Genomic DNA, 26,417 nt, shown 5'->3' with positions numbered 1-26,417 from the left:
AACCCGCCGGGCACAGGCCGCCCCGCACAACCCGCCCCACACAACCCGCCGGGCACAGGCCGCCCCGCACAACCCGCCCCACACAACCCGCCGGGCACAGGCCGCCCCGCACAACCCGCCCCACACAACCCGCCGGGCGCAGGCCGCCGCGCTCAGGTGCCCGGCGGCAGCCAGCCCGCCGGGCGCAGGATGCCCAGCAGCATCCGCACCAGCTCGTCCACCACCTCGTCCAGCGTGGCGTCGACCCACCCGGCGCTCCAGTCGTGCAGCAGACCGTTGACGCTGCCGATGAAGGCCGTCGCGGCGAGCCGGTAGTCGCGCGGGGCCGCCTCTCCGCGGGCGACGGCCGCCTCCGCCTCCGAACAGATGAGGTTCACCCAGCGGGAGCGGCGGGCGAGCCGTTGTTCCTCCAGACGGGCACTGACGCCGACGATCTCGACGAAGGTCATCCGGATGCGGCGCGGGTCGGCGGTGACGTTGGCGGCATAGGCGCGGAAGATCGCGTCGGCGCGTTCGGCGAGGGGGAGGCCATCGGCGGCGGCCAGCGCGGTGAGCGCCGCCCCCTCGGCCCAGTCATTGACCTGGAGGTGAAGGGCGGCCAGTACGTCCTCCAGGGTGCGGAACTCCTCGTAGAACTGGCGGGTCGACAGACCGGCCGCCTCGCTTAGCGCGGCGACGGTCGTCGAGCGGTAGCCCGGGGCGTCACCGAACAGCTGGAGTGCGGCGTCCAGGAATCTCCCGCGCCGTGCCGCCTGCCGTTCTTCGGCCGTCTTGCCCGCGTAACGGCCGGTCGGCGCCTTGAGCCTGCCCGCCAATGAACCCTCCTTCGTCGGTCCGGAGGCCAAGTTTGTCGTGCACGCACTCTTGTGGAGAAGGGCACCCCCTCCTTACTTTCCAGTAAGTCCAATCTGAACGCGCCTGTATTCAGTTTTTCGCACAGCCAGGCTCCTTCTGCTGTCATGCACCCGCCACAGCCGTCTGCCCACTCCCGGAGGGGAGAGCACGCATGCCCGCTTTCACACCGAGACACCTCTGCGCCATGGCCGCCGCCCTCGTTCTGACCGTCACCGCCCCCGCGACCGCCGCCACCGCGGTGACCGCCGGCGAGGACGCCACCGCCGCGAGCCTGCGGGAGGTGATGTTCGTCGGCAACAACTGGGAAGGCACCGCGGACGTCATCAAGTCCACCGGCGACTTCGCCAAGATCGGCCGCATCAACGTCGTACCGGACAAGGAGGCGCGGCTGGCCGCGATCAACGCGGACCCGATCAAGTGGATCTACTTCATGGCCATCCGCAACGGGGTCGGTGAGGGGCACGACCAGCTGGTCGACGACATGTACTCCACCCCCGACGGCAAGTCGGTGGTGGTCTCCCGGCCGAGTTTCGCGGACGTCGTCTCCATCAACCTCGCCACCGGAGCGATCAACTGGCGCTTCCCCGTGTCGGGTTACCGCTCCGACCACATGGCGGTCTCCCCCGACGGGACCCGCGTCGCGGTCTCCGCCTCGATCTCCGGCACCGTGCACGTGCTGAACATCAACACCGGCGTACAGGTCGGCTCGTTCGCCACGGGTGACAAGCCGCACGAGAACGTTTTCACCAAGGACGGCAAGTACATCTGGAACATGTCCATCGGGGACGTCAACACCTCACAGGACGCTCCGTGGCAGGACTTCACGAAGGGCGACCGGAAGATCACGGTCGTCGACGCGGCCACCTTCCAGCGGGTGAAGGTGATCGACATGAGGGACCGACTGAACGCCATCGGCCTCAACGACTACTCGGACGCGGTCCGCCCGGCCGCCTTCTCGCCCGACGAGTCGAAGCTGTACTTCCAGGTGTCGTTCTTCAACGGCTTCTTCGAGTACGACATCGCCACCGACAAGATCACCCGGACGAAGACCCTGCCGAAGAACCCCGCGACCAGCGACGACCGCACCACGTTCGTCAACGACTCGCGCCACCACGGCATCACGATGAAGCCGGACGGCACGAAGCTGTGCGTCGCGGGCACGATGGACGACTACGCCACGGTCGTCGACCGTACGACGCTCCAGGAGGGCCCGCTCGTCCCCGCCTCCAAGCCCTACTGGGCCACGGTGAGCGGTGACGGCAAGTCCTGTGTGATCTCCGAGAGCGGCGCCGACCAGGTCACGGCCATCGACTTCGCCACCGGGCAGAAGACAGTGTCCGTACCGGTCGGCGACCACCCCCAGCGAGTCCGCCTCGGCCATGTCGAGGCGGCCTGGACGGGCCCGGCAGCCGGCTGAGTCAGATACAGCCCCGCGCCCCTCTTCAGGGGCGCGGGGCTGTATCTATATGCGGCTCCGCCGCGGGGCGCGACAAGCCCCCACCGGGCCCGCGGCCGACAACCCGCGGGCCCGTGGAGTACCTAGCTGAACTCCGACGCCGCCCAGGAAGCCAGCTCAGCCCGCGCAGCACTGAGTACGGCCGCCGACGGAGCCGTAGCCCCATTGGTCACCAGCGCGTAGTGCAGGACCCCGGAGTCCGGCGCGGTGAGCAGCAGCCGGCGGCTTCCCGTGCCGCCGGGATCGGTGCCCGCCGCGATCGGGGTCGTGGAGGTGTAGGCCGGCGGACCGTACACCGTGCCGAGGTCGGAGACGACCGTGGTGGTCGCCGTCGGGAAGGACGCCGGCAGATGGAGTTCGGTCGGCGCCGAGATGCCCTTCGACCGCCACACCAGCATGCTGTACTGCCCCGAGCCCACCAGCTGGGACACGTTGGGCAGTGAACTCGGCACCGGGTTCCAGGTCAGGGTCGTGGACCCGTCCCGGGAGCGGTCCTCGTAGGTGAAGGCGAGCGTCGTCCCCGCCGTGGCGCTCGGATAGACACGGTCCAGCATCCGGGCGTCCTGACGCAGCACCGCCGTACCGGAGTCGTCGAGGCGTACGGCGGACAGGTCCTCGTCGTTCCAGGCGTCACCGGTGGTGAGCACCTTGTCGGGGTTGTCGTTCATCAGCTCCTTGTGGCGGCCGTTGTAGATGTCCCACTGCCACTGGCTGCCGGACAGGACCGGCCCCGAGCCGCTCGCGCCGGACCACCAACTCGCCCCCTTCACCCGGGAGTCGAGGGCCTGGTACATCGCCTTGTATACGGTCGGCGCCTTGTCGGAGACGTTGCCGGCCAACGGGTGGCCGAACTCGCTGATGATCCCCGTCGTGCCGAGGGCGGCAGCCCGGTCACGGACCGTACCGAAGTCGGTGACGTACTGGCCGTCCTCCGCCTTGCCCCACATGAAGACGCCGGAGATCGCCTTCTGGTCGTAGAAGTGGGTGTTGAAGACATAGCGCGAACCGATGTTCCCGGCGTCGAGCAGTCCGCCCTCCTGCCGCTGGAAGTCGATGTTGCCGTTCCAGAAGAGGTTCGGCTCGGCGAAGACGGGCTTGTCCTGCCAGCCGGCCGCGTCCATACGGGCGCGGAACTTGACGTAGAAGGGCCACAGAACGTCCTTCTCCCAGGCCCGGCTGGTCTGGCCCGAGTCATAGGTACCCGCGTGCGGCTCGTTGTACGGGTCGAAGCCGACGACACCCGTGAACTGGGCGCTGGTGAGATTCGACTTCATGTACGTCATCGTCTTCTGCGCGGTGGCGAGGAACGAGTCCTGGAGACCGTAGGTGTTGTGCCAGAAGTCGTACGTCGCCCCGGTCACCGCCGCGTTCGAGGTGATGTTCTGTCCCCAGAAGGGGCAGATCCCGCAGTACTCGTCCGGGTAGTTGCCGAGGTCGACAGCCCACTTGGGGGCGCCGTCGCCGGTGTACCAGCTGTCCGAGTCGAAGAGCCAACGGGAGTAGAGGTCCTGGTGGAAGTCGGGGTAGACGCGGATGCCCGCGTCCAGGAAGGCGCCCATCTGGGCGGTGGCGGCGGCCAGATAGCTGCTGCTCACCGATCCTCGGACGGGTTCCGCGTAGGCCCAGGAGAGCAGGAAGCGGACCGAGTTGCCGCCACCGAGCGCTCTCAGCGCGGTCGCGGACTTCTTGGCGTCGGCGACCGACGCGAAGGGCAGTCCGTTGTTCTCCTTGAGCTTCGTCTCGCCGGAGACGTTGTAGCCGCGGAGGACGACCTCACGGCCCAGGGCGTCGGTGAACCGACCGTTCTGGACGGTGAGGGTGGTGGAGGTAGGAGAGTCGAACCAGAGGGTGTCGGCCCGGGCGGGCTGGGAGCCGACGGTGGTCAGGAAACCCGTGACCAGAACCAATACGCCGAGCAGATGCACACGCAACTTCGACATGGGCATTACAGTCCCGTGCGCATCAGGAGTCGTCAAGAGAAAGTGACTCCTGAGTAATCTTCAGCTTTTGACTCCCATGGGAGACGATCGGGTCACGTCGGCGACAATCGGCCACAAAAGGAGCGGATCGTGCGTGACATTCTCCCGGTGCTCGGGCGCTGGTACGCGGCGGGCGAGCCGTTCGGTCTCGCCACCGTCGTGTCCGTCAGCCGCAGCGCGCCCCGTGATCCCGGCGCCGCGATGGCCGTGGGGCCCGGTGGCGAGGTGGTGGGCAGTGTGTCCGGGGGGTGTGTCGAGGGCGCGGTGTTCGAGCTGGCCCAGGAGGTGGTGGCGAGCGGTGAGGCCCGGCTGGAGACCTTCGGGTACAGCGACGAGGACGCGTTCGCGGTGGGGCTGACCTGCGGCGGCGAGATCACCCTGCTGGTGCGTGATGTGACGCCCGCCCTGGACCCGTCCTTCGCGGCGGTCGCGGAGACGGTGGCGGCGGGCCGGCCGGTGACCGTGGCCACGGTGACCGACGGTCCGGCGGCACGCGGGGCCACGCTCGCGGTCTGGCCCGACCGAGTGGCCGGCACCCTGGGCACGACGGGCCTGGACGTGGCCGTCACCGCCGACGCACGTGGCGAACTCGCCCTGGGGGCAACGGGGTTGCGGCACTACGGACCGCACGGAGAGCGGCGCGAGGACGCCGTCACCGTGTTCCTGCACTCCTTCGCGCCGCCGCCCCGCATGCTGGTCTTCGGCGCCATCGACTATGCCGCCGCCGTGGCCCGGATCGGCGCCTTCCTCGGCTACCGGGTCACCGTCTGCGACGCCCGCCCGGTCTTCGCCACCCCGAAGCGTTTCCCCGAGGGCGTGGAGGTGGTCGTCGACTGGCCGCACCGCTATCTGCGCGGCACGGACACCGACGAGCGCACGGTGATCTGCGTGCTCACCCACGACCCGAAGTTCGACGTACCGCTGCTGGAGGAGGCGCTGCGCCGCCCCGCCGCGTACATCGGGGCGATGGGCAACCGCCGTACCCACGACGACCGCCGGAAACGGCTGACGGAGGCCGGCCTCACCGTGTCCGAACTGTCCCGGCTGCGCTCCCCCATCGGGCTGGATCTGGGCGCCCGTACGCCCGAGGAGGTGGCGGTGTCCGTGGCCGCCGAGATCGTCGCCCTGCGGTGGGGCGGCAGCGGGGCGGCGCTGACGGCGACCGCCGGGGCCATTCATCCGCGCAAGGCCGTTTAGGGGCGCCGGGGCGGCAGTCTGTGCAACTCCACGTCGGCGAGGGCGCCGTCCGTCGCCGTCGCCGTCATGTACGTGCAATGCGGCTGGCGGCGCCGGTCGGTCGGTGAGCCGGGGTTCAGCAGCCGCAGGCCCGTTGCCGCCGTGCTGTCCCACGGGATGTGGCTGTGGCCGAACACCAGGACGTCGAGGTCGGGATAGCGGGCGGCGCAGCGGGCCTCGCGGCCTGGTGCGGGGCCGGTCTCGTGGACGACCCCGAAGCGCAGGCCTCCGAGGGCGGCGTACGCGATTTCGGGGAGCCTGGTGCGCAGCTCGGGGCCGTCGTTGTTGCCGTAGACGCCGACGACGCGCCTGCAGCGGGTTTCCAGGAGGTCGAGGGTCGCCGTGTCGACCCAGTCGCCTGCGTGGAACACGACGTCGGCGTGCGGGAGTTCCGTGAGGAGTGCCGCCGGCAGGTGCTTGGCGCGTTTGGGGAGGTGGGTGTCGGAGAGGAGCAGGAGGCGCACGATCTGAGCGTAGGCGCTCCACCCGGGGTGCCGCGATTTGCCGTCGCGCGGCTGCGGCACCATCGTGGCTGAGCGCGCAGTTCCCCGCGCCCCTTCGGGCGCGTGACCCGCGCGAGGTTAGTATCAGGCATCCCGGACCGTGCCGTTGCGGAAACGGGGAGCAAAGCCAAAGGGGGCTTCCAGCCGCATGTCGGTCAAGGTCAGCGTCATCGTTCCGGTGTACAACCCGGGACCGTACATCGAGGACTGCGTCGCGTCGTTGCTACGGCAGTCGATGCCCGCCGACGAGTACGAAGTGATCTTCGTCGACGACGGTTCCACCGACGCGACCCCGGCCCGGCTGGACGAGCTCGCCGCCGCGGAACCGCGTCTCAAGGTCATCCACCAGGAGAACTCGGGCTGGTCGGGCAAGCCGCGCAACGTCGGTATCGAGGCCTCTCAGGGCGAGTTCGTCATGTTCGTCGACAACGACGACTACCTCGGTGACGAGGCCCTTGAGCGGATGTACGAGTACGGCGTGGCCAACAGCGCCGATGTCATCGTCGGCAAGATGGCCGGCAAGGGCCGCCCCGTGCCGGTGGAGTTGTTCCGGCACAACCACCCGAAGGCCAGTGTCGAGAACGCCCCGCTGATCGACAGCCTCACCCCGCACAAGATGGTCCGCCGCGCGTTCCTCGACCGCATCGGCCTGCGCTTCCCCGAGGGCAGGCGGCGCCTGGAGGACCACGTCTTCGTGACCGAGGCGTATCTGCGCGCGGACAACGTCTCCGTGCTCAGCGACTATGTCTGCTACTACCACGTCAAGCGCGACGACGCCTCGAACGCGGGATTCCAGCGCTTCGACCCGGTCGGTTACTTCCGCAACCTGCGTGAGGCCCTCGACGTCGTCGAGCAGTACACCGAGCCGGGCCCGCTGCGCGACCGGCTCTTCCGCCGCTGGCTGCGCAACGAGATGGTCGAGCGCATGCGCAGCAACCGTCTGCTGAAGCTGCCCGAGGACTACCGCAAGGAGCTGTTCGACGAGATCCGCGGGGTCGTCGTCGAGCGCTTCGGCCCGGGTGTCGCCAGCGGCATGCAGGAGGCCCAGCGGATCGTCGCGGCGCTCATCGCCGCCGACCGGCTGGACGACGTGATCGCGTTCGCCGAGTGGGAGGCGTCCCTCGCCCCGTCGGCCACCCCGCAGAGTGTGGAGTGGCGGGATGGTGTCCTGCACGTCGGGTTCACCGCCGAGTTCACCTCGCGCGGCAAGCCGATGACCTTCCCCGCGGAGGACGACAGCGACGGTGCCGACCTGGACGGCACGCCCACCGACGCCGACGACGCGATCGCCCGGGTGGCCGCGTCCACGGTCGCCCGGTTCGACCGGGCGACGGCGGACTTCCTCGTACGTGAGCGGGCCACCGCCGCCCAGTTCTTCCAGCCCGTCGAGCTGACCCGCGAGATCCTCCCGGCCGACGAGGACGGGCAGGTGCGGCTGGTGCTGCGCGGCACGGCCACCGTCGATCCCGGCACCGCGGCGGGTGGCGTCGCGATCGGCGGCGGTCTGTTCGATGTGTTCGTCCGGATCAAGCTGGGCGGCTGGACCCGTGAGTGCCGTCTCGGCCCGGTGAAGCTGGACCCCCGTCCGGTGCCGCCGGCCGGTGTGGTCGCCGGTCGCGTGGTCCTGCCGTACTGGACCGGGAAGCAGGCCACGCTCTCCCTGGACGTCGACCGCGCGGTCAAGGGTGTCGGCCTGGGCCGCCTGAAGCCGGACGATGTCACCGTCACGGGTGACCGGCTGCGTGTCGCCGTGCCCCTGCACGTGCCCGGCGACACCAAGGCGCGGCTGCGGTTCACCTCCCCGGTGTCCGCCGCGCCCGTGGAGGCGGAGGGCACGCTGTCCGGCGCCGCCGACGGCTCCGGGGCGTTCATCGAGGTGACGCTGCCGTCCGGCACGCTGGCCGACGGGACGTGGAAGCCCGAGCTGTGCCTGGCCCCGGAGGCCGACGAGCCGCGCTTCCTGGCGATGTCCGTCGGCCTCAGCGCCAAGGCCGGCCGCGTCCAGGTCGTGCGGCCCGCGAAGCCGGCCGGGCCGAGCACCGGTCAGAAGGTGGTCCGCAAGGTGCGGCGCACCCTCGGGAAGATCGCGCGCAAGGCCGGGCTGCGTCGCGGAAACGGAGCCTGACAGCATGCGAGCACTGGACATCGAAGGCGCCTGGGTACTGGAGCCGAAGATCTTCCCGGACGACCGGGGCACCTTCCACGAGTGGTACCGGGGCGAGGAGTTCCGCGAGGCCACCGGGTACGACCTGTCCCTCGCGCAGGCGAACTGCTCGGTCTCGCGCCGGGGCGTCGTGCGTGGGGTGCACTTCTCGGACGTACCGCCGAGCCAGGCCAAGTACGTGACGTGCGTGCGCGGGGCTGTCCTGGACGTCGTGGTGGACATCCGGGTCGGCTCGCCCACCTACGGGCAGTGGGAGGCGGTACGGCTCGACGACGTGACCCGGCACGCCGTGTTCCTCTCCGAGGGGCTCGGGCACGCCTTCATGGCGCTCACCGACGACGCCACCGTGGTGTACCTGTGCTCGACGGGGTACGCGCCGGGCCGCGAGCACGGGGTGAATCCGCTCGACCCGGAGCTGGGCATCGCCTGGCCCGAGGGCATCGAACCGGTGCTGTCGGACAAGGACGCCGAGGCGCCGACGCTGGCGGAGGCCGAGCGGTCCGGACTGCTGCCGTCGTACGCGGACTGCGCGGCCTACCTCGCGGGACTGCGCGACAACCGGTAGTCCATGGCCCGTAACCCATAACCCATACGAAAGCCCGGGCCCGGCAGCTGATGAGCTGCCGGGCCCGGGTTTTGTTCAGTCCGGCGTCAGCGGCTGGTGCTCAGCGGCTCCAGGCTGCGGCGCAGCTGCTCCCAGCCCTTGCCGCGCTTGGTGCCGCGGTTGCGGGACCTGACGAGCGGGGCCCAGAAGGCGGCCTCGACCAGGGTCTCCGGCATGACGGCCGGAGTCCGCTCCAGGACGCTCTCGGGGACCTTCTGCGGGTCCGCGACCTCGAACTCCGCCATGATCTCGTCGTACTTGTCCGAGAGGACGGTGTTGTCGGGGTCGGCGCCGAAGACGATGAGCTGTCCGGTGGGCGCGGTGTCGACGAGGACCGTGACCAGGTCGGGACGGTACCGGGCGAGGATCTCGATCAGCTTGTAGACGTCGCCGGTCCAGGCGTTGGTGTGCCGGTCGCGGGCGGCCTCGTCCACGCTGCGGGGCAGCATGTCGTCGAGGACGATGACGCTGGCCCAGTCCGAGTGCTTCTCGACGTTGATGAAGTCACGCAGCGCGTACTCGAACAGGTGCATGCCGTCGATGAACGACAGGTCGAGGGTGGTGCGCTGCCAGTAGCCGAACGGGCTGCGGTTGCGGGCCAGGTTGCGCAGCGGGTGCCGGCCGCCCGAGAGGTGGGCGAGCGGGTTCTGCCGGGCGAAGAAGTCGTCGCTGGTGGCCTTCGCGAGATGGACGTCGCAGCGGATCTCCGAGACCACCTTGAACGCGGGGTCGATCGCGATGCTCGGTACCCGGGAAAGGGTCAGGCTTCGGCCGTCGTTGACGCCGATCTCCAGGTAGTTCCTGTTCGCGCTGACCTTGTGGAGCTCCCGGAGGAACTCATGACGTTTCACGAGGAAATCTCCTTGCGGATGTGTGGCAGTGCTTCGTGCAGGGCGGTGCGCCAGTCCCGGAGGGGTCCGAGACCGGCCTGCTTCCAGCGGCCGTGGCCGAGGGCGCTGTATGCGGGTCGGGGTGCGGGGCGGGTGAAGGCCGCGCTGGTGGTGGGGTGCACCCGGTCCGGGTCGGCGTCGATGAGGCGGAAGACCTCACGTGCCAGCTCGTACCAGGTGACCTCGCCGGCGTTGGTGGCGTGGAAGACACCGTTCGTCCCGGGGCCGACCAGGGGTCCCAGGTCGGCGATCCGTGCGGCGACGTCCGCGCTCCAAGTGGGCTGGCCGCGTTGGTCGTCGACGACATCGAGGGTGTCCCGACGCGCCTCCAGGCCGATCATCGTACGCACGAAGTTGCCGCCGTGGGCACCGTACAGCCAAGCCGTGCGCACGACGGCGCTCGCGTCGGGCAGCGTGGCCAGGACGGCCTGTTCACCGGCGAGTTTGGTGCGGCCGTACGCCGTGCGCGGGGCCGGGGTGTGGTCCTCGGGGTACGGGGCGGTGCGGGCCTCGCCGTCGAAGACGTAGTCGGTCGAGACGTGGATCAGCCGGGCGCCGTGCCTGGCGCAGGCCTGGGCGAGCAGGCGCGGTCCGATGCCGTTGATACGCAGCGCCGTCTTCTCGTCCGTCTCGGCGTCATCGACGGCGGTGTAGGCGGCGCAGTTGACGACCAGGTCGGGCCGGTGCTCGGTGAAGACGCGGTGCAGGTCGTCGGGGTCGGTGATGTCCAGGGCGGCGTGGGCGAGGCCCACGACGTCCTCACCGCGCCTGAGGAGTTCCTCGACGGTGTCCAGGCCGAGCATCCCGGCCGCGCCGGTGACCAGCCACTTCATCCGCGTACCTGCTTCTCGTCGGTGTCGACGCGCCGCTTGAGGGGTTCCCACCAGGCGCGGTTGTCGCGGTACCAGGCGACGGTGGCGGCGAGTCCGGCGGTGAAGTCGTGGCGCGGGGTGTAGCCCAGCTCGTCGTGGAGCTTGCCCCAGTCGACGGAGTAGCGCAGGTCGTGGCCCTTGCGGTCCTCGACGTACTCCACGCTGTCCCAGTCGGCCCCGCAGGCGTCGAGGAGCAGGCCGGTGAGTTCCTTGTTGCTCAACTCCGTGCCGCCGCCGATGTTGTAGACCTCGCCGGGCCGGCCGCCGGTGCGCACCAGCTCCACGCCCTGGCAGTGGTCGTCGACGTGCAGCCAGTCGCGGACGTTGAGGCCCTCGCCGTACAGCGGGACCTTCTTGCCGTCCAGGAGGTTGGTGACGAAGAGCGGGATGACCTTCTCGGGGAACTGGTGCGGCCCGTAGTTGTTGGAGCAGCGGGTGACGCGCACGTCCAGGCCGTGGGTGCGGTGGTAGGCCAGGGCGAGCAGGTCCGAGGACGCCTTCGACGCCGAGTAGGGCGAGTTGGGGGCCAGCGGGTGGTCCTCCGGCCAGGAGCCGGACTCGATCGAGCCGTACACCTCGTCGGTGGAGACGTGGACGAACGGGCCGACGTTGTTGCGCAGGGCCGAGTCCAGGAGGACCTGGGTGCCCACCACGTTGGTGTGGACGAAGTCGGCGGCGCCGGTGATCGAGCGGTCCACATGGGACTCGGCGGCGAAGTGGACCACCTGGTCGGCCTCGGCCATGAGTTTGTCGACGAGCTCGGCGTCACAGATGTCGCCCTGGACGAACGTCAGCCGGGGGTGCCCGGTCGGCAGGTTCTCCAGGGTGCCCGCGTACGTGAGCTTGTCCAGCACGGTGATCCGGGGCGCGTCGGGGGCGTCGGACGCGAGGAGTGTGCGGACGTACGTGGAGCCGATGAATCCGGCGGCGCCGGTGACGAGGAGGTTCATGAGTGGATCTGCACCTTGCTGTGGTCTCCGAGGACGAGTCGGTGGGCGCTGGGAACACTGGGGGCCGGGGTCACCTCGACATGCCGGCCGATGAGCGAGGACTCGATGCGGCCCACCCCGGCGATGGAGGAGTCCCGCAGCACGATGGAGAACTCCAGCTCGCTGTCGGTGATCCGGCAGTTCTCCGCGACGGAGGTGAACGGCCCGACGTAGGAGTCGCTGACGACGGTTCCGGCGCCGATGACGACGGGTCCGACGATGCGTGAGCGGCTGATGCTCGCGCCCTCCTCGATCACCACCCGCCCTATGGTCTCGGACGCGGTGTCCACGTCGCCGTCGATCCGCCGCTCCAGGCCCTCCAGGACCATGCGGTTGACCTCCAGCATGTCGGTGACGTTCCCCGTGTCCTTCCAGTAGCCCTTGATCAGCGTGGATCGTACGTCGGACCGGGCGTCGATGAGGTACTGGATGGCGTGGGTGATCTCCAACTCGCCGCGCCGGGAAGGGCTGATGGCGCGTACGGCGTCGTGGATCGCCGGGGTGAAGAGGTACACGCCGACGAGCGCGAGGTCGCTCTTGGGGTGCTCCGGCTTCTCCTCCAGGCCGATCACCTGGCCGTCCGCGTCGAGTTCGGCGACGCCGAAGGAGCGCGGGTCGGGCACCTGGGTGAGCAGGATCTGGGCGTCCGGGCGCAGTCTGCGGAACTCGTCGACGAGGTCGCTGATGCCCCCGATGATGAAGTTGTCGCCGAGGTACATGACGAAGTCGTCGTCACCGAGGAAGTCCCGGGCGATCAGCACCGCGTGGGCCAGGCCCAGGGGCCGGTCCTGCGGGATGTAGGTGACCTTCAGTCCGAACGTCGATCCGTCGCCGACCGCTTCCTCGATCTCGGCCGCGGTGTCACCGACGATCATGCCGACCTCGGTGATGCCCGCGTCGGCGAGGGATTCCAGGCCGTAGAAGAGCACGGCTTTGTTCGCCACGGGTACGAGCTGCTTCGCCGAGGTATGGGTGATCGGCCGAAGCCGCGTGCCGGCGCCGCCGGAGAGCACGAGAGCCTTCATCCGTTCACCCTAGCTTCGTTTTCCCGCGCGGAATATTCGGTGCCTCCCAGTGACCGGTACGGGTGCCTTCCCGCACGGTGGTACGAGGGATGCCGGGCCGTCAGGCCTGCAGCGCGATCTCGCTCCACACCTGCTTGCCGCCGCTGACCGGCACGGTCCCCCAAGCCGCCGACGTGACCTCGACGAGGAACAGGCCACGGCCGCCGGTGGCCTCCCAGCCGATGTTCGTCGGCTTGATGGGCGTGCGGGGCGAGTTGTCGGCGACGGCCACGCGCAGCCGGCCGTTGACGAGGGTGAGGTCGAGGCGGACCTGGCCGTCGGTGTGCACCAGAGCGTTGGTCACCAGTTCGGAGACGACCAGGAGCACGGTGTCCATGTCGTCCCCGGCGCTCCCTACGCCCCAGCCGCGCAGGGAGCGCCGGGTGAAGCGGCGGGCGTGCCGGACCGCCTCGGGCACCCGCCACACGGTCCAGCTCTCGCGCAGCGGGCGCCGCTCCATGCCGTCGTAGCGCAGCAGGAGCAGGGCCACGTCGTCGTTGCGGTTGGCGCCCGCGAGCAGGACGTCGGCGACCGGGCCGAGGTGGGCGGGGTCGGCGGCGGCGAGCAAGTCGGCGAGGCCGTCGAGGCCGTCCTCGATGTCGATCTCGGCCGACTCGACGAGGCCGTCCGTCGTGAGGGCCAGCAGGGTGCCGGGCTGGAGGCGGAGCATGCTCATCGGGTAGTCGGCCCGCAGCTGTACGCCGAGCGGGGGTCCGACGTCGGACTCGGGAATCTCGGTGGTGCCGTCGGGGTGGCGGACGACCGGGGGGAGGTGGCCGGCCCGGACGTACCAGGCGGTGCCCTCCTCCATGTCGACCTCGACGTAGCAGCAGGTGGCGAAGAGGTCGGTCTCCATGTCGACAAGAAGACGGTTGGCGTGGGAGACGACGACGTCCGGCGGGTGGCCCTCGACGGCGTACGCGCGCAGGGCGGTGCGCATCTGGCCCATGAGGGTGGCGGCGCCCGCGTTGTGTCCCTGGACGTCGCCGATGACGAGGGCGACATGGTTGTCGGGCAGCGGGATCACGTCGTACCAGTCGCCGCCGACCTCCAGGCCCTCGGTGGTGGGGAGGTAGCGGGCCTCGGCGACGCCGCCGGGCAGTTTGGGCAGCCGACGGGGCAGCAGGGTGCGCTGGAGCATGCCGACGAGTTCGTGCTCGGCGTCGAAGGCGTGCGCGCGCATCAGAGCCTGGCCCGCGAGGCCCGCCGCGGCGGTGAGCAGGGCGCGTTCGTCGGTGCCGAACTCGTGCGGGCTGTCCCAGCCGATCAGGCAGACGCCGGCCATCCGGCCGCCGGCAGGCAACGGCAGCACGGCGAGACCTCCGGGGCCGACGCCGTCGAGCGCGGGCTCCAGTTCGGTGCCTGCGGGCCAGATGGCGGCGCGGCCCTCGCGCAGGGCGGCGGCCAGGGTGGGCATGGAGCGGACCGGCGATTCGGGCCACTCGGAGCGCCACTCGAGGCGCCACAGCTCGGGCCAGGACTCGGGGGACGGCGGGTCGAGGACGGTGACGACGAGCCGTTCGTTCTCCAGCTCGGCGAGGGCGATCCGGTCGGCCCGCAGCGGCTCGCGCAGCGCGTTGACGACGGCCTGACTGACGTCACGGACAGTACCGGCGGTGGCCAGGGCGGCGGCGAGGCGCTGGACGCGGGCCACGTCGGTGACGCCGGAGCGCAGCTTGGAGGCGTCGCCGACGGTGCCCACGAGCCGGGCGGGCCGGCCCTCTCCGACGGTGACGAGCCGGCCGCGCAGCCGCAGCCACCTGGGCGGTCCGGCGGGCTGGAGCACCCGGAACTCCAGCTCCCGGTCGCCGATGGACATGTGGTCGGCCTCGACGACGGACATCAGGGAGGGCAGGTCCTCCGGCACGGTCAGGCCGAGCAGGGTCTCGACCTTGCCATCGAATTCGGCCCTGCTGAGCGCGAACAGTTCGAGGAGTTCGTCGCCGACCTCGACGCGCCCGCTGTCCATGGCGAGGCTGAAGGCGTTGGGCGGCAGCTCACCGGTGACTCCGGCGGCGGGCGGGGTGGGCCAGGCGACGGCCTCGGCGAGCAGCACGAGGCAGTCCCGGGCCTCGGTGTCGAAGCCACCGGGACTCTCCGTCACGGCGAGCAGACAGCCGCCGTCACCGACCGCTGCCCCCGCGCGGACGGGCAGGGCGGCCAGGAAGAAGTCGCCGGCCGGCAGCCGCCGGGACTCGGCGCGGCCGGCGAGGTCCTCGGGGCCGAGCCAGCCCGGGTGTCCGGTGCGGTGGGCGTCGGCGGCGGGTGAGCGGGCGGCCACGGCGTAGCTGTCGCGCAGGCCGTAAAGGGTCCTGGGGACACCGGCCGACTCGACGAGACACAGCAGGTCACCGGTGTCGCCGGGGGTGTACACGGCGGCGACGGCCGCGCCCGCGAAAACGAGCGCCTGCTCGAGAACTCGCCGTAGACGCTCGCGCGGGTCGAGGTCGACGGCGAGCGTTTTGAGGGCAAGTTCGGCACGCGTCGTTCTCGTTCCGCGCCTTGCGGCGCCCTCACCTACCACGTTCGTCATTACAGCGCGTATCTGTCTCCGGCGCAGCCCCTGTGACGTTGAGTGGGCTCGTCGGGGTGCCCCGAGGCGGTCGTGGGGCCCGGCAACGACCGGGTGCCGCTGCTGAGCAGGTCGGGCGAAATCGGCTGCGGTTCGGCAGCGCCCTGCAAGGGGCGCGGGGCTGTGTCGATCTGCGGCTCCGCCGCGGGGCGCGACCAGCCACGACGGCGCCTCAGCGGACCGACGGCCCCTCGCGGCACCTCCAGCGGAGCGCTCAGGCGCCGGATCCGCCATCGGATGCGCCACCGGCCCGCAGGGGGGAGCCTTGGTCCCGGGAACGCGCGGCCGGGCGAGGAGGTGGGCGGCGTGGCCGAGGGGAAGACATCCGCGCAGGCCGCGGCCTCGGCGGCGTTCGGGCGACCGCTGCTGTCGCTGGCGCTGGCCGGGATGATGGACGACCTCCACGCCCACGCGGGCGGGGTGTATCTGCTGGTGCCCGGTGAGCCGGTGCTGGAGATGGCGGTCCTGGCGGGACTGCCCCGGGCGTTCACCGCGCCCTGGGAGCGGGTCGGGCTCGGCTCACCGGTTCCCGTCGCGCAGGCGGCACGGGAACGGCAGCTCGTCTGGGTGGGAGGCGAGGAGGAGATGGCCCGGCGGTATCCGCGGGTCGCCATCGTCCTGCCCTACCCCTTCGCGGTGGCCGCCGTCCCGTTGGCTACCGCCTCGACGCTGTACGGGGTGGTCTTCATGATCTGGCCCGGCTCACATCCATCGGAGCTGTCCGACCGGGAGCGGTATCAGCTCACCTCGGCCTGCGACCGGCTGGCGCTGCGGCTGGAGCGGGCCGCGGCCGGGCGCCGTCCGCTGCGGCCCGAGGCGGATCTGCCGACCGCAGCGCCCGGGGCGACGGTGGCCGACACCCTCGGCACGGTCGAGGCGGCGCGGATGGTGGCGCGGCTGCCGTACGGGCTGTGCTCGCTCGATCTGCACGGGCGGGTCTGTTTCGTCAACGCGGCCGCCACGGAGTTGCTGGGTGCCCCGGCGGGCGAACTGCTGGGCACCCGGCTGTGGGCGTCGGTGCCCTGGCTCGACGATCCGGTGTACGAGGACCGCTACCGCGCCGCGCTGTTCAGCCAGCACGTCACCTCGTTCGTGGCGCTGCGTCCGCCCCGCGACTGGCTGTCGTTCCGCCTGTATCCGAGCACGAGCGGGCTGAGCGTCCGCATCACCAGGGCCCGGGCGGTGGCCGAGCTGGACCGTGCGGGGCGCCGGCCGGGCGGCCCGTCCAGCCTGGTCACGATCTCGCAGGTGCTGTCGCTGGCGGGGGCGCTCACCGAGGCGGCGGGCGTCCAGGACGTCGTCCAGCTGGTCGCGGACGAGATCATGCCGGCCGTGGGCTGCCGGACCCTGGTGATGCTGGGCTCGCGGGGCGGGCGCATGCACGTGCTGGGGCATCGCGGGTACGCCGACCCGGACCTCGTGGAGCGGTTCGACGGGCTGCCGCTGACCGAGCAGACCCCGGGGACCCAGGTGCTCACCACGGGTGTCCCCGCGTTCTTCGAGTCCCGGGGGCAGCTGGAGCGGCTGTATCCGGCGGCGCGCGAGGTACCGGGGCCGATGGCGGCCTGGGCGTATCTGCCGCTGATCGCGTCCGGGCGGCCGGTGGGCACCTGCGTGCTCGGCTACACCGAGCGGCACGCGTTCCCCGCCGACGAGCGCGCCGTGCTGACGAGTCTCGGCGGCCTGATCGCGCAGGCTCTGGAGCGGGCGCTGCTGTACGACGCCAAGCACCGGCTCGCGCACGGCCTCCAGGCCGCCCTGTTGCCGAGTTCCCTGCCGTCGCTGCCCGGTATCGAGGCCGCCGCGCGCTATCTGCCCGCCACCCAGGGCATGGACATCGGCGGCGACTTCTACGACCTGGTCCTCTCGCACGGGCGGGCCTCGGCGGTGATCGGGGACGTCCAGGGGCACAACGTGACGGCGGCCGGGCTGATGGGCCAGCTCCGTACGGCCGTACGGGCGTACACGACCGTCGGCCAGGCGCCGGACGAGGTCATGAGCAGCACCAACCGGCTGCTCATCGATCTCGGCACCGAGCTGTTCGCGAGCTGTCTGTATCTGCGGCTCGATCCTGGTTCCGGCCGGGCGGTGCTGGCCCGTGCGGGGCATCCGCCGCCGCTGCTGCGGCGCGCGGACGGGCAGGTGCGGGTGCTCGATCTGGCCGGAGGTCCGCTGCTCGGGATCGACGCCTCGGCCACGTACCCGACGACCGAGGTCGACCTTCCGCCGGGTTGCGTTCTCGCGCTGTACACCGACGGGCTGATCGAGTCTCCGGGCGTCGACATCGAGGAGGCGCTGGACGCCCTCGGGCGGCGGCTCGCGGAGACCGGGGACCTGCCGCTGGACGAACTGGCCGACGGGCTGGTCGAGTTCGGTGCGGGGGCGACGGAGCGGGTGGACGACATCGCGCTGCTTCTGCTGCGGGTGCGGGCAGAGAGCTGACGGGCGACGGCCGTGAAACACGGAGAACGGTCCGGCCCTCCCGCCGGAGGGCCGGACCGTTTCACTGACGGCCGTTACTTCTCGGTTGACCGATCAGTGGTCCTGGTTCTCCAGGCCGGTGCCGTCGTCGGCGCCGTTGCCGGTCTGGTCGTCCACGCCGCCGAGCTCGTCACCGCCGACCTCTTCACCGAGTCCGGCCTCTGCGCCACCCACGCCGGCTTCCTCACCGACGCCGGCCTCTTCACCGACGCCGGCTTCCTCGCCCGCGCCGGCCTCATCGCCCGCGCCCGCTTCTTCGCCTACGCCCGCTTCTTCACCGGCGCCGGCCTCTTCGCCGGCGCCCGCGCCCGCGTCGCCCGCGCCGAGGGTCGCGCCGACGGCCTCCAGGGCCGTGGTGACCGGCTGGAAGAAGGTCTCGCCGCCGACCGTGCAGTCGCCGCTGCCGCCCGAGGTCAGGCCGATCGCGCCGCCGTCCTGGGTGAACATCGAGCCGCCGCTGTCGCCGGGCTCGGCGCAGACGTTGGTCTGGATGAGGCCGGTGACCGTGCCCTCGGGGTAGTTCACCGTGGCGTCGAGGCCGGTGACCTCGCCGTCGGCGAGGCCCGTCGTGGAGCCCATGCGGAAGACCTGCTGGCCCACCTCGGCCTCGGCGGCCTGGAGGATGTCGACGGTCTGGCCGTCGCCGACGTCGACCGTGCTGTCGGCCACGGTCGCCGGGTCGTTGTACTTCACGAGTGCGAAGTCGCCGTCACCGGGGAAGGTGGCCGCCTCGACCGTGCCGATGGCCGCGCCGTCCTCCGCGTCGGACCACTCGGCCGCCGCCACACCGCAGTGACCGGCGGTCAGGAAGCCGGGCGTGCCGTCCCCGGTCACCACGTTGAAGCCGAGGGAGCAGCGGGCGCCGCCGCCGAAGATGGCGTCGCCGCCCTCCACGAACGTCTTGAAGGTGCCGGCGCTCTTCTTGATGGTCGCCATGCCCGAGCCGAGGCTCTCGACGGTCGACTCGATCGTGTCCCAGTTGGCGCCGGTGACCGTGCTGTCGGCGGTGACCTGGATCTTGTTGGTCCGGGGGTCGACGGACCAGGCGGTGCCCGGGATGGTCGCTTCGGCCTTCAGCGTCTGCGCGCCGGCCTTGAGCTCGGCGATGCTGTTCTCGACCTCGCGGACGGCGGCGCCGGCCTGCTTGGCCTGGATGATGACGTTGTTGTTGTCACCTTCGACGACGTTGATGATGAGCTGCTGCTTGTCGGCGTCGTAGTAGGAGCCCGCGAAGGCGTCCCCGAGCAGCTCCTGCAGTTGCGAGGCCAGATCCGAGGCATCCGTCGCCTGAAGGGTCTTCGGAGTGGCGCCGTCCGCCGCGTCGGTCTGGGACGCGTTGGCGTTGGGCAGCAGGAGTGCCGCCGCTCCGAGCGCCGCGACACTGCCCACCGCTATCGCGGCCTTACGCTTCGGAATTCGCTTGTGACTCAACTTCTTGACCTCCTGCGGGGCGGGGTCTTAGCCGCCGATCGTTCATCGGCGACCGACTGGGGCGCCTGGATGGCTGTAGGTACGCACGGGCCGAGTGGGGCGTTCAAACGTGTTTGCCAACTCCCTTTGCGAAACCGCGAATCGGCCATGGCCAAGAGCTGACCGACGGCGCCGGGAACAACCACCCATATGACGATGACGCCCGCCGAAGCAGACACGGTCCTTTCCGTCGGCTTCGCCTCCCGAGTGCCCGGTCCGGGCCGGCCGGCCGGGGAGTCGGTCACGCCTCACGCGCTGCTCTCGAATGCCCTGGTCAGCACGGCGGGCCCGGGAGGCCGGCGCGTTGCCGTGGCAGGCCCCGACAACTGCCGCGCACGGGCCGCGTCCGCTCCCATGACGCCGGTCGGGCGATCCACGGTCTTCCCGCGCGCGGTGACCGGTTCCGATGTCCTGATCGAGACGGTCCGCACGAAGCCCGGCCGCCGGACGAGGATGGGCTCCAGGTGACGAAAAGGAGCAGAAGTCCACTTGCCGTAATCGACTCATGGCGTTGCGTCGATGAAACCGAGCGGAATCCAGGCTTCAGCGAATCTGCACATCGAATACGCAGAGGGGTCACCGCACACGACGGTTCCGCACATCCGCCCGTTACACGCCACACCCTTGGTGCCGGAGTGTCCGATTCCGCCGCGCGCCCCTGGGTGACGCGGCCGCCCGGCCGCAAGGGGCCGGGTGCGCCGAAGCGGTGCCGCATGTGAAGAAGTCGCCACCAAGGCGTGCGCGCGTCCTCACCTATGGGGGCTCCCGGGGCTCAAGTGCCCTGGTGAGGGGGTTGGTTGATTGGAAGGCCGATGTGCGGGCGTGCTTTGATCCATCGCATCGCAGGGACCGCACAGGTTCCGGAAACGAATCTGAGCAGTCCTGCGGTCGCGGCCGTCATCTGTCCCCCAGAGGGGGCCGCTCCCCCCTTGTGAAATACCCCTATCGAAGGGAAGTTCCCTCATGAACTCCACCCCCCAGGTTGAGACCGCCGAGCTGTCGGACGCCGCTCTCGACGCCGTCTCCGGCGGTCTGTCCCTGAACGCCGTCGGCACCGTCACGGGCCTGGTGGACACCGTTGCCCCCGGCGTGACCCCGCTGGTCGGCTCGGTCGTCGGCACCGTCGAGGGCCTCTCCGGCCTGAACACCGGTGCGGTCACCGGCCTGGTCGCCGGTCTCTGACCGACGCCTTGCGCCGCTGAGTCCCGGAACCGTTTCCCGGTTCCGGGACTCTCGGTTGCCCTCAGCCGACCGGCCCGGCCCTGTTGCCGCGCGCCGGTTCTCGGTCGTCCCCGTGTCGTCCCACGCAAGTCTTCCCACGCAGGTGAGGAAAGCCCGTGCAGTTCCGCCAACAGGCCCTCGCCAAGCTCCAGTCGCCCGAAGAGCTGGACCTGCCGGTGCGCTTCGCCCGCCCCCAGGGCTGGCTCGTCCTCGCCGTCACGGTCGTCGTCATGGCCGCCGCGTCCGTGTGGGCGGTCACGGGTTCCGTCTCCTCCACGGTCAGCGCGCCCGCCATCCTCACGCACGGCGAGGGCAGTTACGTCCTGCAGAGCCCCGTCTCCGGCCAGATCACCGCGGTCCTCGCCGAGGAGGGCGCCCGGCTGCCCGCCAACTCCCCTGTACTGAAGGTCCGTACGGCCTCCGGCGACTCCGTGGTCCGTTCGGTCGCCGCGGGCCGGCTCACCGCGCTCGCGGCCACGATCGGCCAGATCATCGGGACGGGCACGAACATCGCGGCCGTCGAGAAGGTCGCCCGCGCGAGCGACCCGCTCTACGCGACGGTGTACGTCCCGGCCGAGAACGCGGCCACGATTCCCGCGAACGCGGCCGTCGACCTGACCGTGCAGACCGCACCCACCCAGCAGTACGGGGTGCTGCGCGGCCATGTGAAGTCGGTGGACCGGGCCGCCCAGACGCAGCAGCAGATCGGCGCGTTCCTCGGGGACAGTCAGCTGGGTGAGCAGTTCACGAAGAAGGGCCGGCCGGTCGCCGTCCTGGTGAAGCTGGACAGGTCGTCGGCCACGAAGAGCGGCTACCAGTGGTCCTCTGCCGACGGGCCGCCGTTCACGCTCACCTCCATGACCCTGGCCTCGGGTTCGATCCGGCTGTCCGACCAGCGTCCCGTCGATTGGCTGCTGCCGTGAGTCCCGCACCGAACTCCCGGGCCAAGCGCCGCTCGGCCCCGCCCCGGCGCACGGTCCCCAAGGGCACCGGCAAGTCCGTCCGTACACCGACCGTCCTCCAGATGGAGGCCGTGGAGTGCGGCGCGGCCTCGCTCGCCATGGTCCTGGGCCACTTCGGGCGGCACATCCCCCTCGAAGAGCTGCGTATCGCCTGCGGTGTGTCGCGGGACGGCTCCCGTGCCAGCAACCTCCTGAAGGCAGCCCGGAGTTACGGGCTGACGGCCAAGGGCATGCAGATGGACACGGCCGCGCTCGCCGAGGTGAACGCGCCCGCGATCCTGTTCTGGGAGTTCAACCACTACGTCGTCCTCGACGGCATGGGGCGCCGCCTCGGCCGCCGCGGGGTGTACATCAACGACCCCGGCAAGGGCCGCCGGTTCGTGCCGATGGAGGACTTCGACTCCAGTTTCACCGGTGTCGTCCTCGTCATGGAGCCGGGTCCCGACTTCGAGCGGGGCGGCCGTAAGCCGGGCGTCCTGGGCGCCATGCCGGCCCGGTTGCGCGGCACTTCGGGCACGATGCCCGCCGCGATCCTGGCGAGCCTGCTGCTGGTCGCGGTGGGCGCGGCGATGCCCGCGCTCAGCCGCACCTACATCGACACGTTCCTCATCGGCGGCCAGACCTCGATGCTGAACGTGCTGTTCGCGTCGATGGGCGCATGCGTCGCGCTGACCCTGGTGCTGACCTGGCTGCAACAGGCCAACCTGCTGCACGGCCGCATCATCTCCTCGACCCTGAGCAGCGCCCGTTTCCTGCGTCACCTGCTGCGTCTCCCGGTCACCTTCTTCTCCCAGCGCAGCCCGGCCGACCTGGTCCAGCGCCTCCAGTCGAACGACGCGGTGTCCGAGACCCTGGCCCGCGACCTCGCGGCGGCGGGCGTCGACGCGGTCGTCGTCGTGCTGTACGCCGTACTCCTCTATACATACGACCCGCAGCTCACGGCCGTCGGTATCGGCGTCGCCCTGCTCAACATCGTGGCCATGCGGGTGGTGATCCGGCTGCGGGCCACCCGGACGGCGAAACTGCGCGCGGACAACGCCCGGTTGACCAACACCGCATACTCCGGGCTCCAGTTGATCGAGACGATGAAGGCGACCGGCGGCGAGGAGGGCTACTTCCGCAAGTGGGCCGGGCAGCACGCGACCACCCTGGAGGAGCAGCAGCGGCTGGGGGTGCCGAGCGCCTGGCTGGGGGTGGTCGCACCGACGCTCGCGACGCTGAACAGCGCGCTGATCCTGTGGATCGGCGGGATGCGGGCCGTCGAGGGCCATATATCCGTGGGGCTGCTGGTGGCGTTCCAGGCCCTGGTCGTGCGGTTCACCGCGCCCCTCACCCGGCTCAACGGGGTGGCGGGCCGCATCCAGGACTTCGCGGCGGACGTGGCCCGGCTCAAGGACGTCGAGAACTTCCAGGCCGACCCGCTGTACGCCCGCCCGGGCGGCGGCGATTCGACGCGCCGCCTGCACGGCCACGTCGAGCTCCAGAACATCACCTTCGGCTACAGCCCGCTCGACAAGCCCCTGCTGTCCGGCTTCGACCTGACCGTCGGCCCGGGTCAGCAGGTGGCGCTGGTCGGTGGCTCCGGCAGCGGCAAGTCGACGGTGTCCAGGCTGATTTCGGGCCTGTACGCCCCCTGGGAGGGCGTCATCCGCATCGACGGGCAGCGCCTGGACGACATTCCGCGCGGGGCGCTCGCCGCGTCCGTCTCCTTCGTCGACCAGGACGTGTTCCTCTTCGAGGGCACCGTCCGCGACAACGTGGCGCTGTGGGACCCCTCGATCCCGGACGAGTCGGTGGTGGCGGCGCTCGAGGACGCGGCGCTGTACGACGTCATCACGCGTCGGCCGGGCGGTATCCACAGCCGGGTCGAGCAGGACGGGCGGAACTTCTCCGGCGGACAGCGCCAACGCCTGGAGATCGCGAGGGCGTTGGTGCGCAACCCCAGCATTCTCGTCCTCGACGAGGTGACCAGCGCGCTGGACGCGGAGACCGAACAGACCGTGATCGACAACCTGCGCAAGCGCGGCTGCGCCTGTGTGGTGATCGCCCACCGGCTCTCCACCGTGCGCGACAGTGACGAGATCGTCGTGCTCCAGCACGGCACGATCGTGGAACGCGGGCGCCACGACGCCCTGGTGGCGGCCGGCGGGGCGTACGCCGAGCTGGTCAGGGAGCGTTGACATGACGACCGTATCCGAGGGCGATGTCGTCCTGACCGCGCTCGGGCAGATGGGGACGCGTTTCGACCTGGCCGGGCAGACCCGCCTGGACCTCGAAGGCCCGCAGGTGCTGTGGCTGGTCGCGTCCGGCGCGCTCGACCTGTACGCGGTGGACGCCGTGGAGCAGGGCCAGTGGCATCACATCGGCCGGCTTGAGGCGGGCGCGCTGCTGCTGGGCCCGGTCACCGGACCGGAGCACACGCTGGTCGCCCGCCCGGTGCGCGACTGCGTGGTGCACCGCATCAACCTGCGCGAGCTGTACCAGTCGCCGGGCACGGAGACCTGGTCGTACGACGACTACGGCAACGCGCAGTACGTCCCCCCGGCGACGAGCCCGCTGGAGTACGCCCTCGCCCTGGGCGTCGGACGCGGTCTGTCGATCCTCTTCCAGGCGCCGATGGCCTCGGAGCGGGCCGCCGCGCCGACCGACGACGACGTCTTCTGGATGCAGGTCCCGCCGGGCAGCGTGCAGTACGGATCGCTGTACGGGGCGGAGGCCGCCGCCGATCTCCTCATCGACCCCGGGGTCTGGCAGGGCATGGTCGACCAGCAGTACCGGCTGCTCGCCACCCTCGACCGGTGGATCGAGCAGCTGGAACGCCGCCACGAGACCCGTACGGCGGCCGGGATCAAGGCGGGCGAGGCCGTGCGCGCCCAGGCCGACCGGACGCTGCTGGCGTCGATCGGCAAGCAGTCGGCGAAGCGCACGACCGCCGCCGACGCGGACGCCACGTACGCGGCCTGCAAGCTGGTCGCCGAGGCGGCGAAGATCACGCTCGCCGAGCCCGCCCAGAGCGGCACCGAGAGCGATCGGCTCGACCCGGTCGAGCGGATCGCGCTCGCCTCGCGCGTCCGCACCCGGGCCGTCCGGCTCGACGGGCGCTGGTGGCACGACAACGTGGGCCCGCTGGTCGGCCACCGGAGTCTGTCGGGTACGCCGGTCGCGCTGCTGTGGCGGCGCGGCGGTTATGTGTCCGTACAGCCGTCGTCGGGACGCGAGACGCCGGTGGAGAAGGCCAACGCGGCGGAGTTCGAGGAACGGGCGGTGATGTTCTACCGCCCGCTGCCCGAGAGCGGGATGAGCCCTCTCAGGTTGCTCCGGTTCAGCATCGGAGGCAGCCGCAGCGATGTGGTGAACCTGCTGATCAGCACCCTGGTGACGATCGCCATCGGCGCGCTGGTGCCCGTCGCGACCGGCAAGATCCTCGGCGAGTTCGTGCCCAGGGCGCAGACCACGCTGATCGTGCAGGTCTGTCTGGCCGTGATGGTCAGCAGTGTGGTGGCGGCGGCCTTCATGCTGATGCAGAACCTCACCCTGCTCCGGATGGAGGGCCGGATCGAGGCGACGCTCCAACCGGCCGTCTGGGACCGGCTGTTGCGTCTGCCGACGAAGTTCTTCACCGAGCGCTCCACCGGTGAGCTGGCCAGTGCGGCGATGGGTATCAGCGCGATTCGCAAGCTGCTGGCGGGAGTTGCGCCGGTCGTCACGCAGTCGGTGACCGTGGCGGCCATGAACCTGGGCCTGCTCCTCTGGTACAGCGTCCCGATGGCGCTGGCCGCGATCGGCATGCTCGTGGTGATCGCGGCCGTGTTCCTCGGGCTCGGGCTGTGGCAGGTGCGCTGGCAGCGGCGGCTGATCGTCCTGTCCAACAAGCTGAACAACCAGGCCTTCCAGACCCTGCGCGGCCTGCCCAAGCTGCGGGTCGCGGCTGCCGAGAACTACGCGTACGCGGCCTGGGCGAGCGAGTTCGCGCGCAGCCGCGAGCTCCAGCAGAAGGTCGGCCGCATCAAGAACCTCACCACGGTGCTGGGCGCGGTGTACCTGCCGATCTGCACCCTGCTGATGTTCATGCTGCTCGCGGGCCCGGCGCGCGGTGAGATGTCGGCGGCGGCCTTCCTCACCTTCAACACCTCGGTGACGATGCTCCTGACCTCGGTCACCCAGCTGACCGGCGCCTTCGTCTCCGGCGTCGCCGCGCTCCCGCTGTACGAGGAGATCAAGCCGGTACTGGAGGCGACCCCGGAGGTACGTGTCGCGAGCACCCGGCCGGGCGTGCTGACCGGCGCGATCGAGGCCCGCCGCCTCGCCTTCCGCTACGCGGACGACGGCCCGCTCGTCCTGGACGACGTGTCCTTCCAGGTGAAGGCGGGCGAGTTTGTGGCGATCGTCGGCCCCAGCGGCTGCGGCAAGTCGACTTTGCTGCGGCTGCTGATCGGCTTCGACAAACCGGTCTCGGGCAGTGTGCTGTACGACGGCCAGGACCTGGGCGCGCTCGACCAGTCGGCCGTACGGCGGCAGTGCGGTGTCGTCCTCCAGCACGCCCAGCCGATGACGGGTTCGATCCTGGACGTCATCTGCGGCACCGAGCCGTACACGCCGGAGGAGGCGATGGCCGCCGCCGAGATGGCGGGCCTCGCCGAGGACATCAAGCGGATGCCGATGGGCCTGCACACCATCGTCCAGGGCAGCGGCGCGATCTCCGGCGGCCAGCGGCAACGGCTGATGATCGCCCAGGCGCTGATCCGCCGGCCGCGCATCCTCTTCTTCGACGAGGCGACCAGCGCGCTCGACAACGAGACGCAGCGCATCGTCATCGAGAGCACGCGCGCGCTGAACGCCACGCGGATCGTGATCGCGCACCGCCTGTCCACGGTGCTCGACGCGGACCGGGTCATCGTCATGGAGGACGGCAAGGTCGCCCAGCAGGGCCCCCCGGCCCAGCTGCTGGCGGACACCGGCGGACGGCTCCACGAGCTGGTGCGACGGCAGCTGGCGTGAGCCGTCGGGGCCACCCGCACCCCCTATCGATACTTTACCGTTTCGATACTTTGCCGTTTCGATGAAAGTGGTCTAACCTCAAGACGTCAGGCGTACGAAAC

Annotated in this window: 19 protein-coding genes; 10 read left to right on the top strand and 9 right to left on the bottom strand. The window is 70.7% G+C overall.

The window, feature by feature from the left end:
* Positions 1-152: 152 nt before the first annotated feature.
* A complete protein-coding gene (locus ACH4TV_RS22325; RefSeq protein ID WP_398400649.1) occupies positions 153-815 on the bottom strand; it encodes a TetR/AcrR family transcriptional regulator in 663 nt (220 codons plus the stop codon).
* 191 nt (positions 816-1,006) lie between these two features.
* Here ACH4TV_RS22325 and ACH4TV_RS22320 point away from each other — a divergent pair, with 191 nt between their 5' ends.
* A complete protein-coding gene (locus ACH4TV_RS22320; protein ID WP_398400647.1) occupies positions 1,007-2,272 on the top strand; it encodes a YncE family protein in 1,266 nt (421 codons plus the stop codon).
* 122 nt (positions 2,273-2,394) lie between these two features.
* Here ACH4TV_RS22320 and ACH4TV_RS22315 read toward each other — a convergent pair whose 3' ends face one another.
* Positions 2,395-4,257, bottom strand: coding sequence for a cellulase family glycosylhydrolase (locus ACH4TV_RS22315; RefSeq protein ID WP_398400645.1), 1,863 nt, complete (start codon positions 4,255-4,257; stop codon positions 2,395-2,397).
* A 123-nt stretch (positions 4,258-4,380) separates the two neighbouring features.
* Between ACH4TV_RS22315 and ACH4TV_RS22310 the strand changes: the two genes are divergently transcribed.
* Positions 4,381-5,487 (top strand): XdhC family protein, encoded by a 1,107-nt coding sequence (locus ACH4TV_RS22310; RefSeq protein ID WP_398400643.1) that lies wholly within the window; start codon positions 4,381-4,383, stop codon positions 5,485-5,487.
* Here ACH4TV_RS22310 and ACH4TV_RS22305 read toward each other — a convergent pair.
* Entirely contained in the window at positions 5,484-5,990 is a 507-nt protein-coding gene (locus ACH4TV_RS22305; RefSeq protein WP_398400641.1) for a metallophosphoesterase family protein, read from the bottom strand. The genes ACH4TV_RS22310 and ACH4TV_RS22305 overlap by 4 nt on opposite strands.
* A gap of 187 nt (positions 5,991-6,177) precedes the next feature.
* On the opposite strand from ACH4TV_RS22305, the gene ACH4TV_RS22300 reads away from it, so the two are divergent.
* Together ACH4TV_RS22300 and rfbC are read left to right on the top strand one after the other, a co-directional pair.
* A complete protein-coding gene (locus ACH4TV_RS22300; protein WP_398400639.1) occupies positions 6,178-8,154 on the top strand; it encodes a glycosyltransferase family 2 protein in 1,977 nt (658 codons plus the stop codon).
* Between the two features lie 4 nt (positions 8,155-8,158).
* Positions 8,159-8,758, top strand: a complete 600-nt coding sequence (gene rfbC, locus ACH4TV_RS22295) for a dTDP-4-dehydrorhamnose 3,5-epimerase (RefSeq protein ID WP_398400637.1) — start codon at positions 8,159-8,161, stop codon at positions 8,756-8,758.
* A gap of 86 nt (positions 8,759-8,844) precedes the next feature.
* Here rfbC and ACH4TV_RS22290 read toward each other — a convergent pair whose 3' ends face one another.
* From ACH4TV_RS22290 to ACH4TV_RS22270, 5 genes are all read right to left on the bottom strand, one after another.
* Positions 8,845-9,648, bottom strand: coding sequence for a class I SAM-dependent methyltransferase (locus tag ACH4TV_RS22290; RefSeq protein WP_398400635.1), 804 nt, complete (start codon positions 9,646-9,648; stop codon positions 8,845-8,847).
* Complete coding sequence (gene rfbD, locus ACH4TV_RS22285; protein WP_398400633.1) at positions 9,645-10,520, bottom strand: dTDP-4-dehydrorhamnose reductase; 876 nt, start codon at positions 10,518-10,520, stop codon at positions 9,645-9,647. The genes ACH4TV_RS22290 and rfbD overlap by 4 nt, the downstream gene beginning before the upstream one ends.
* Positions 10,517-11,509, bottom strand: coding sequence for a dTDP-glucose 4,6-dehydratase (gene rfbB / locus ACH4TV_RS22280; RefSeq protein WP_398400631.1), 993 nt, complete (start codon positions 11,507-11,509; stop codon positions 10,517-10,519). The genes rfbD and rfbB overlap by 4 nt, the downstream gene beginning before the upstream one ends.
* Complete coding sequence (locus tag ACH4TV_RS22275; protein WP_398400629.1) at positions 11,506-12,573, bottom strand: glucose-1-phosphate thymidylyltransferase; 1,068 nt, start codon at positions 12,571-12,573, stop codon at positions 11,506-11,508. Before ACH4TV_RS22275 ends, rfbB begins: the two co-directional genes overlap by 4 nt.
* Before the next feature lie 100 nt (positions 12,574-12,673).
* Entirely contained in the window at positions 12,674-15,145 is a 2,472-nt protein-coding gene (locus ACH4TV_RS22270) for a SpoIIE family protein phosphatase (RefSeq protein WP_398400627.1), read from the bottom strand.
* Between the two features lie 345 nt (positions 15,146-15,490).
* On the opposite strand from ACH4TV_RS22270, the gene ACH4TV_RS22265 reads away from it, so the two are divergent.
* Positions 15,491-17,626 (top strand): SpoIIE family protein phosphatase, encoded by a 2,136-nt coding sequence (locus ACH4TV_RS22265; RefSeq protein WP_398400625.1) that lies wholly within the window; start codon positions 15,491-15,493, stop codon positions 17,624-17,626.
* 93 nt (positions 17,627-17,719) lie between these two features.
* Here ACH4TV_RS22265 and ACH4TV_RS22260 read toward each other — a convergent pair whose 3' ends face one another.
* The gene (locus ACH4TV_RS22260; protein WP_398400623.1) at positions 17,720-19,096 is read right to left on the bottom strand and encodes a S1 family peptidase; all 1,377 of its coding nucleotides are present in this window, start codon (positions 19,094-19,096) and stop codon (positions 17,720-17,722) included.
* Positions 19,097-19,285: 189 nt separating this feature from the next.
* Here ACH4TV_RS22260 and ACH4TV_RS22255 point away from each other — a divergent pair, with 189 nt between their 5' ends.
* The 5 genes from ACH4TV_RS22255 to ACH4TV_RS22235 all read left to right on the top strand — a co-directional run bounded on the left by ACH4TV_RS22255 (position 19,286) and on the right by ACH4TV_RS22235 (position 26,316).
* Positions 19,286-19,603 (top strand): thioesterase, encoded by a 318-nt coding sequence (locus tag ACH4TV_RS22255; protein WP_398400622.1) that lies wholly within the window; start codon positions 19,286-19,288, stop codon positions 19,601-19,603.
* Positions 19,604-20,098: 495 nt separating this feature from the next.
* Positions 20,099-20,317, top strand: coding sequence for a type A2 lantipeptide (locus tag ACH4TV_RS22250; RefSeq protein ID WP_398400620.1), 219 nt, complete (start codon positions 20,099-20,101; stop codon positions 20,315-20,317).
* Positions 20,318-20,472: 155 nt separating this feature from the next.
* Entirely contained in the window at positions 20,473-21,279 is an 807-nt protein-coding gene (locus tag ACH4TV_RS22245) for an HlyD family efflux transporter periplasmic adaptor subunit (protein WP_398400618.1), read from the top strand.
* Positions 21,276-23,498 (top strand): NHLP family bacteriocin export ABC transporter peptidase/permease/ATPase subunit, encoded by a 2,223-nt coding sequence (locus ACH4TV_RS22240; RefSeq protein ID WP_398400616.1) that lies wholly within the window; start codon positions 21,276-21,278, stop codon positions 23,496-23,498. The genes ACH4TV_RS22245 and ACH4TV_RS22240 overlap by 4 nt, the downstream gene beginning before the upstream one ends.
* A 1-nt stretch (position 23,499) precedes the next feature.
* The gene (locus ACH4TV_RS22235; protein ID WP_398400614.1) at positions 23,500-26,316 is read left to right on the top strand and encodes an NHLP bacteriocin export ABC transporter permease/ATPase subunit; all 2,817 of its coding nucleotides are present in this window, start codon (positions 23,500-23,502) and stop codon (positions 26,314-26,316) included.
* Positions 26,317-26,417: the final 101 nt, after the last annotated feature.

Source organism: Streptomyces sp. NPDC020898 (genome assembly GCF_044333925.1).
Taxonomy (GTDB): domain Bacteria; phylum Actinomycetota; class Actinomycetes; order Streptomycetales; family Streptomycetaceae; genus Streptomyces.
The sequence above is the reverse complement of the archived record's forward strand: the minus strand, read 5'-3'. Positions and strand labels throughout refer to the sequence as shown.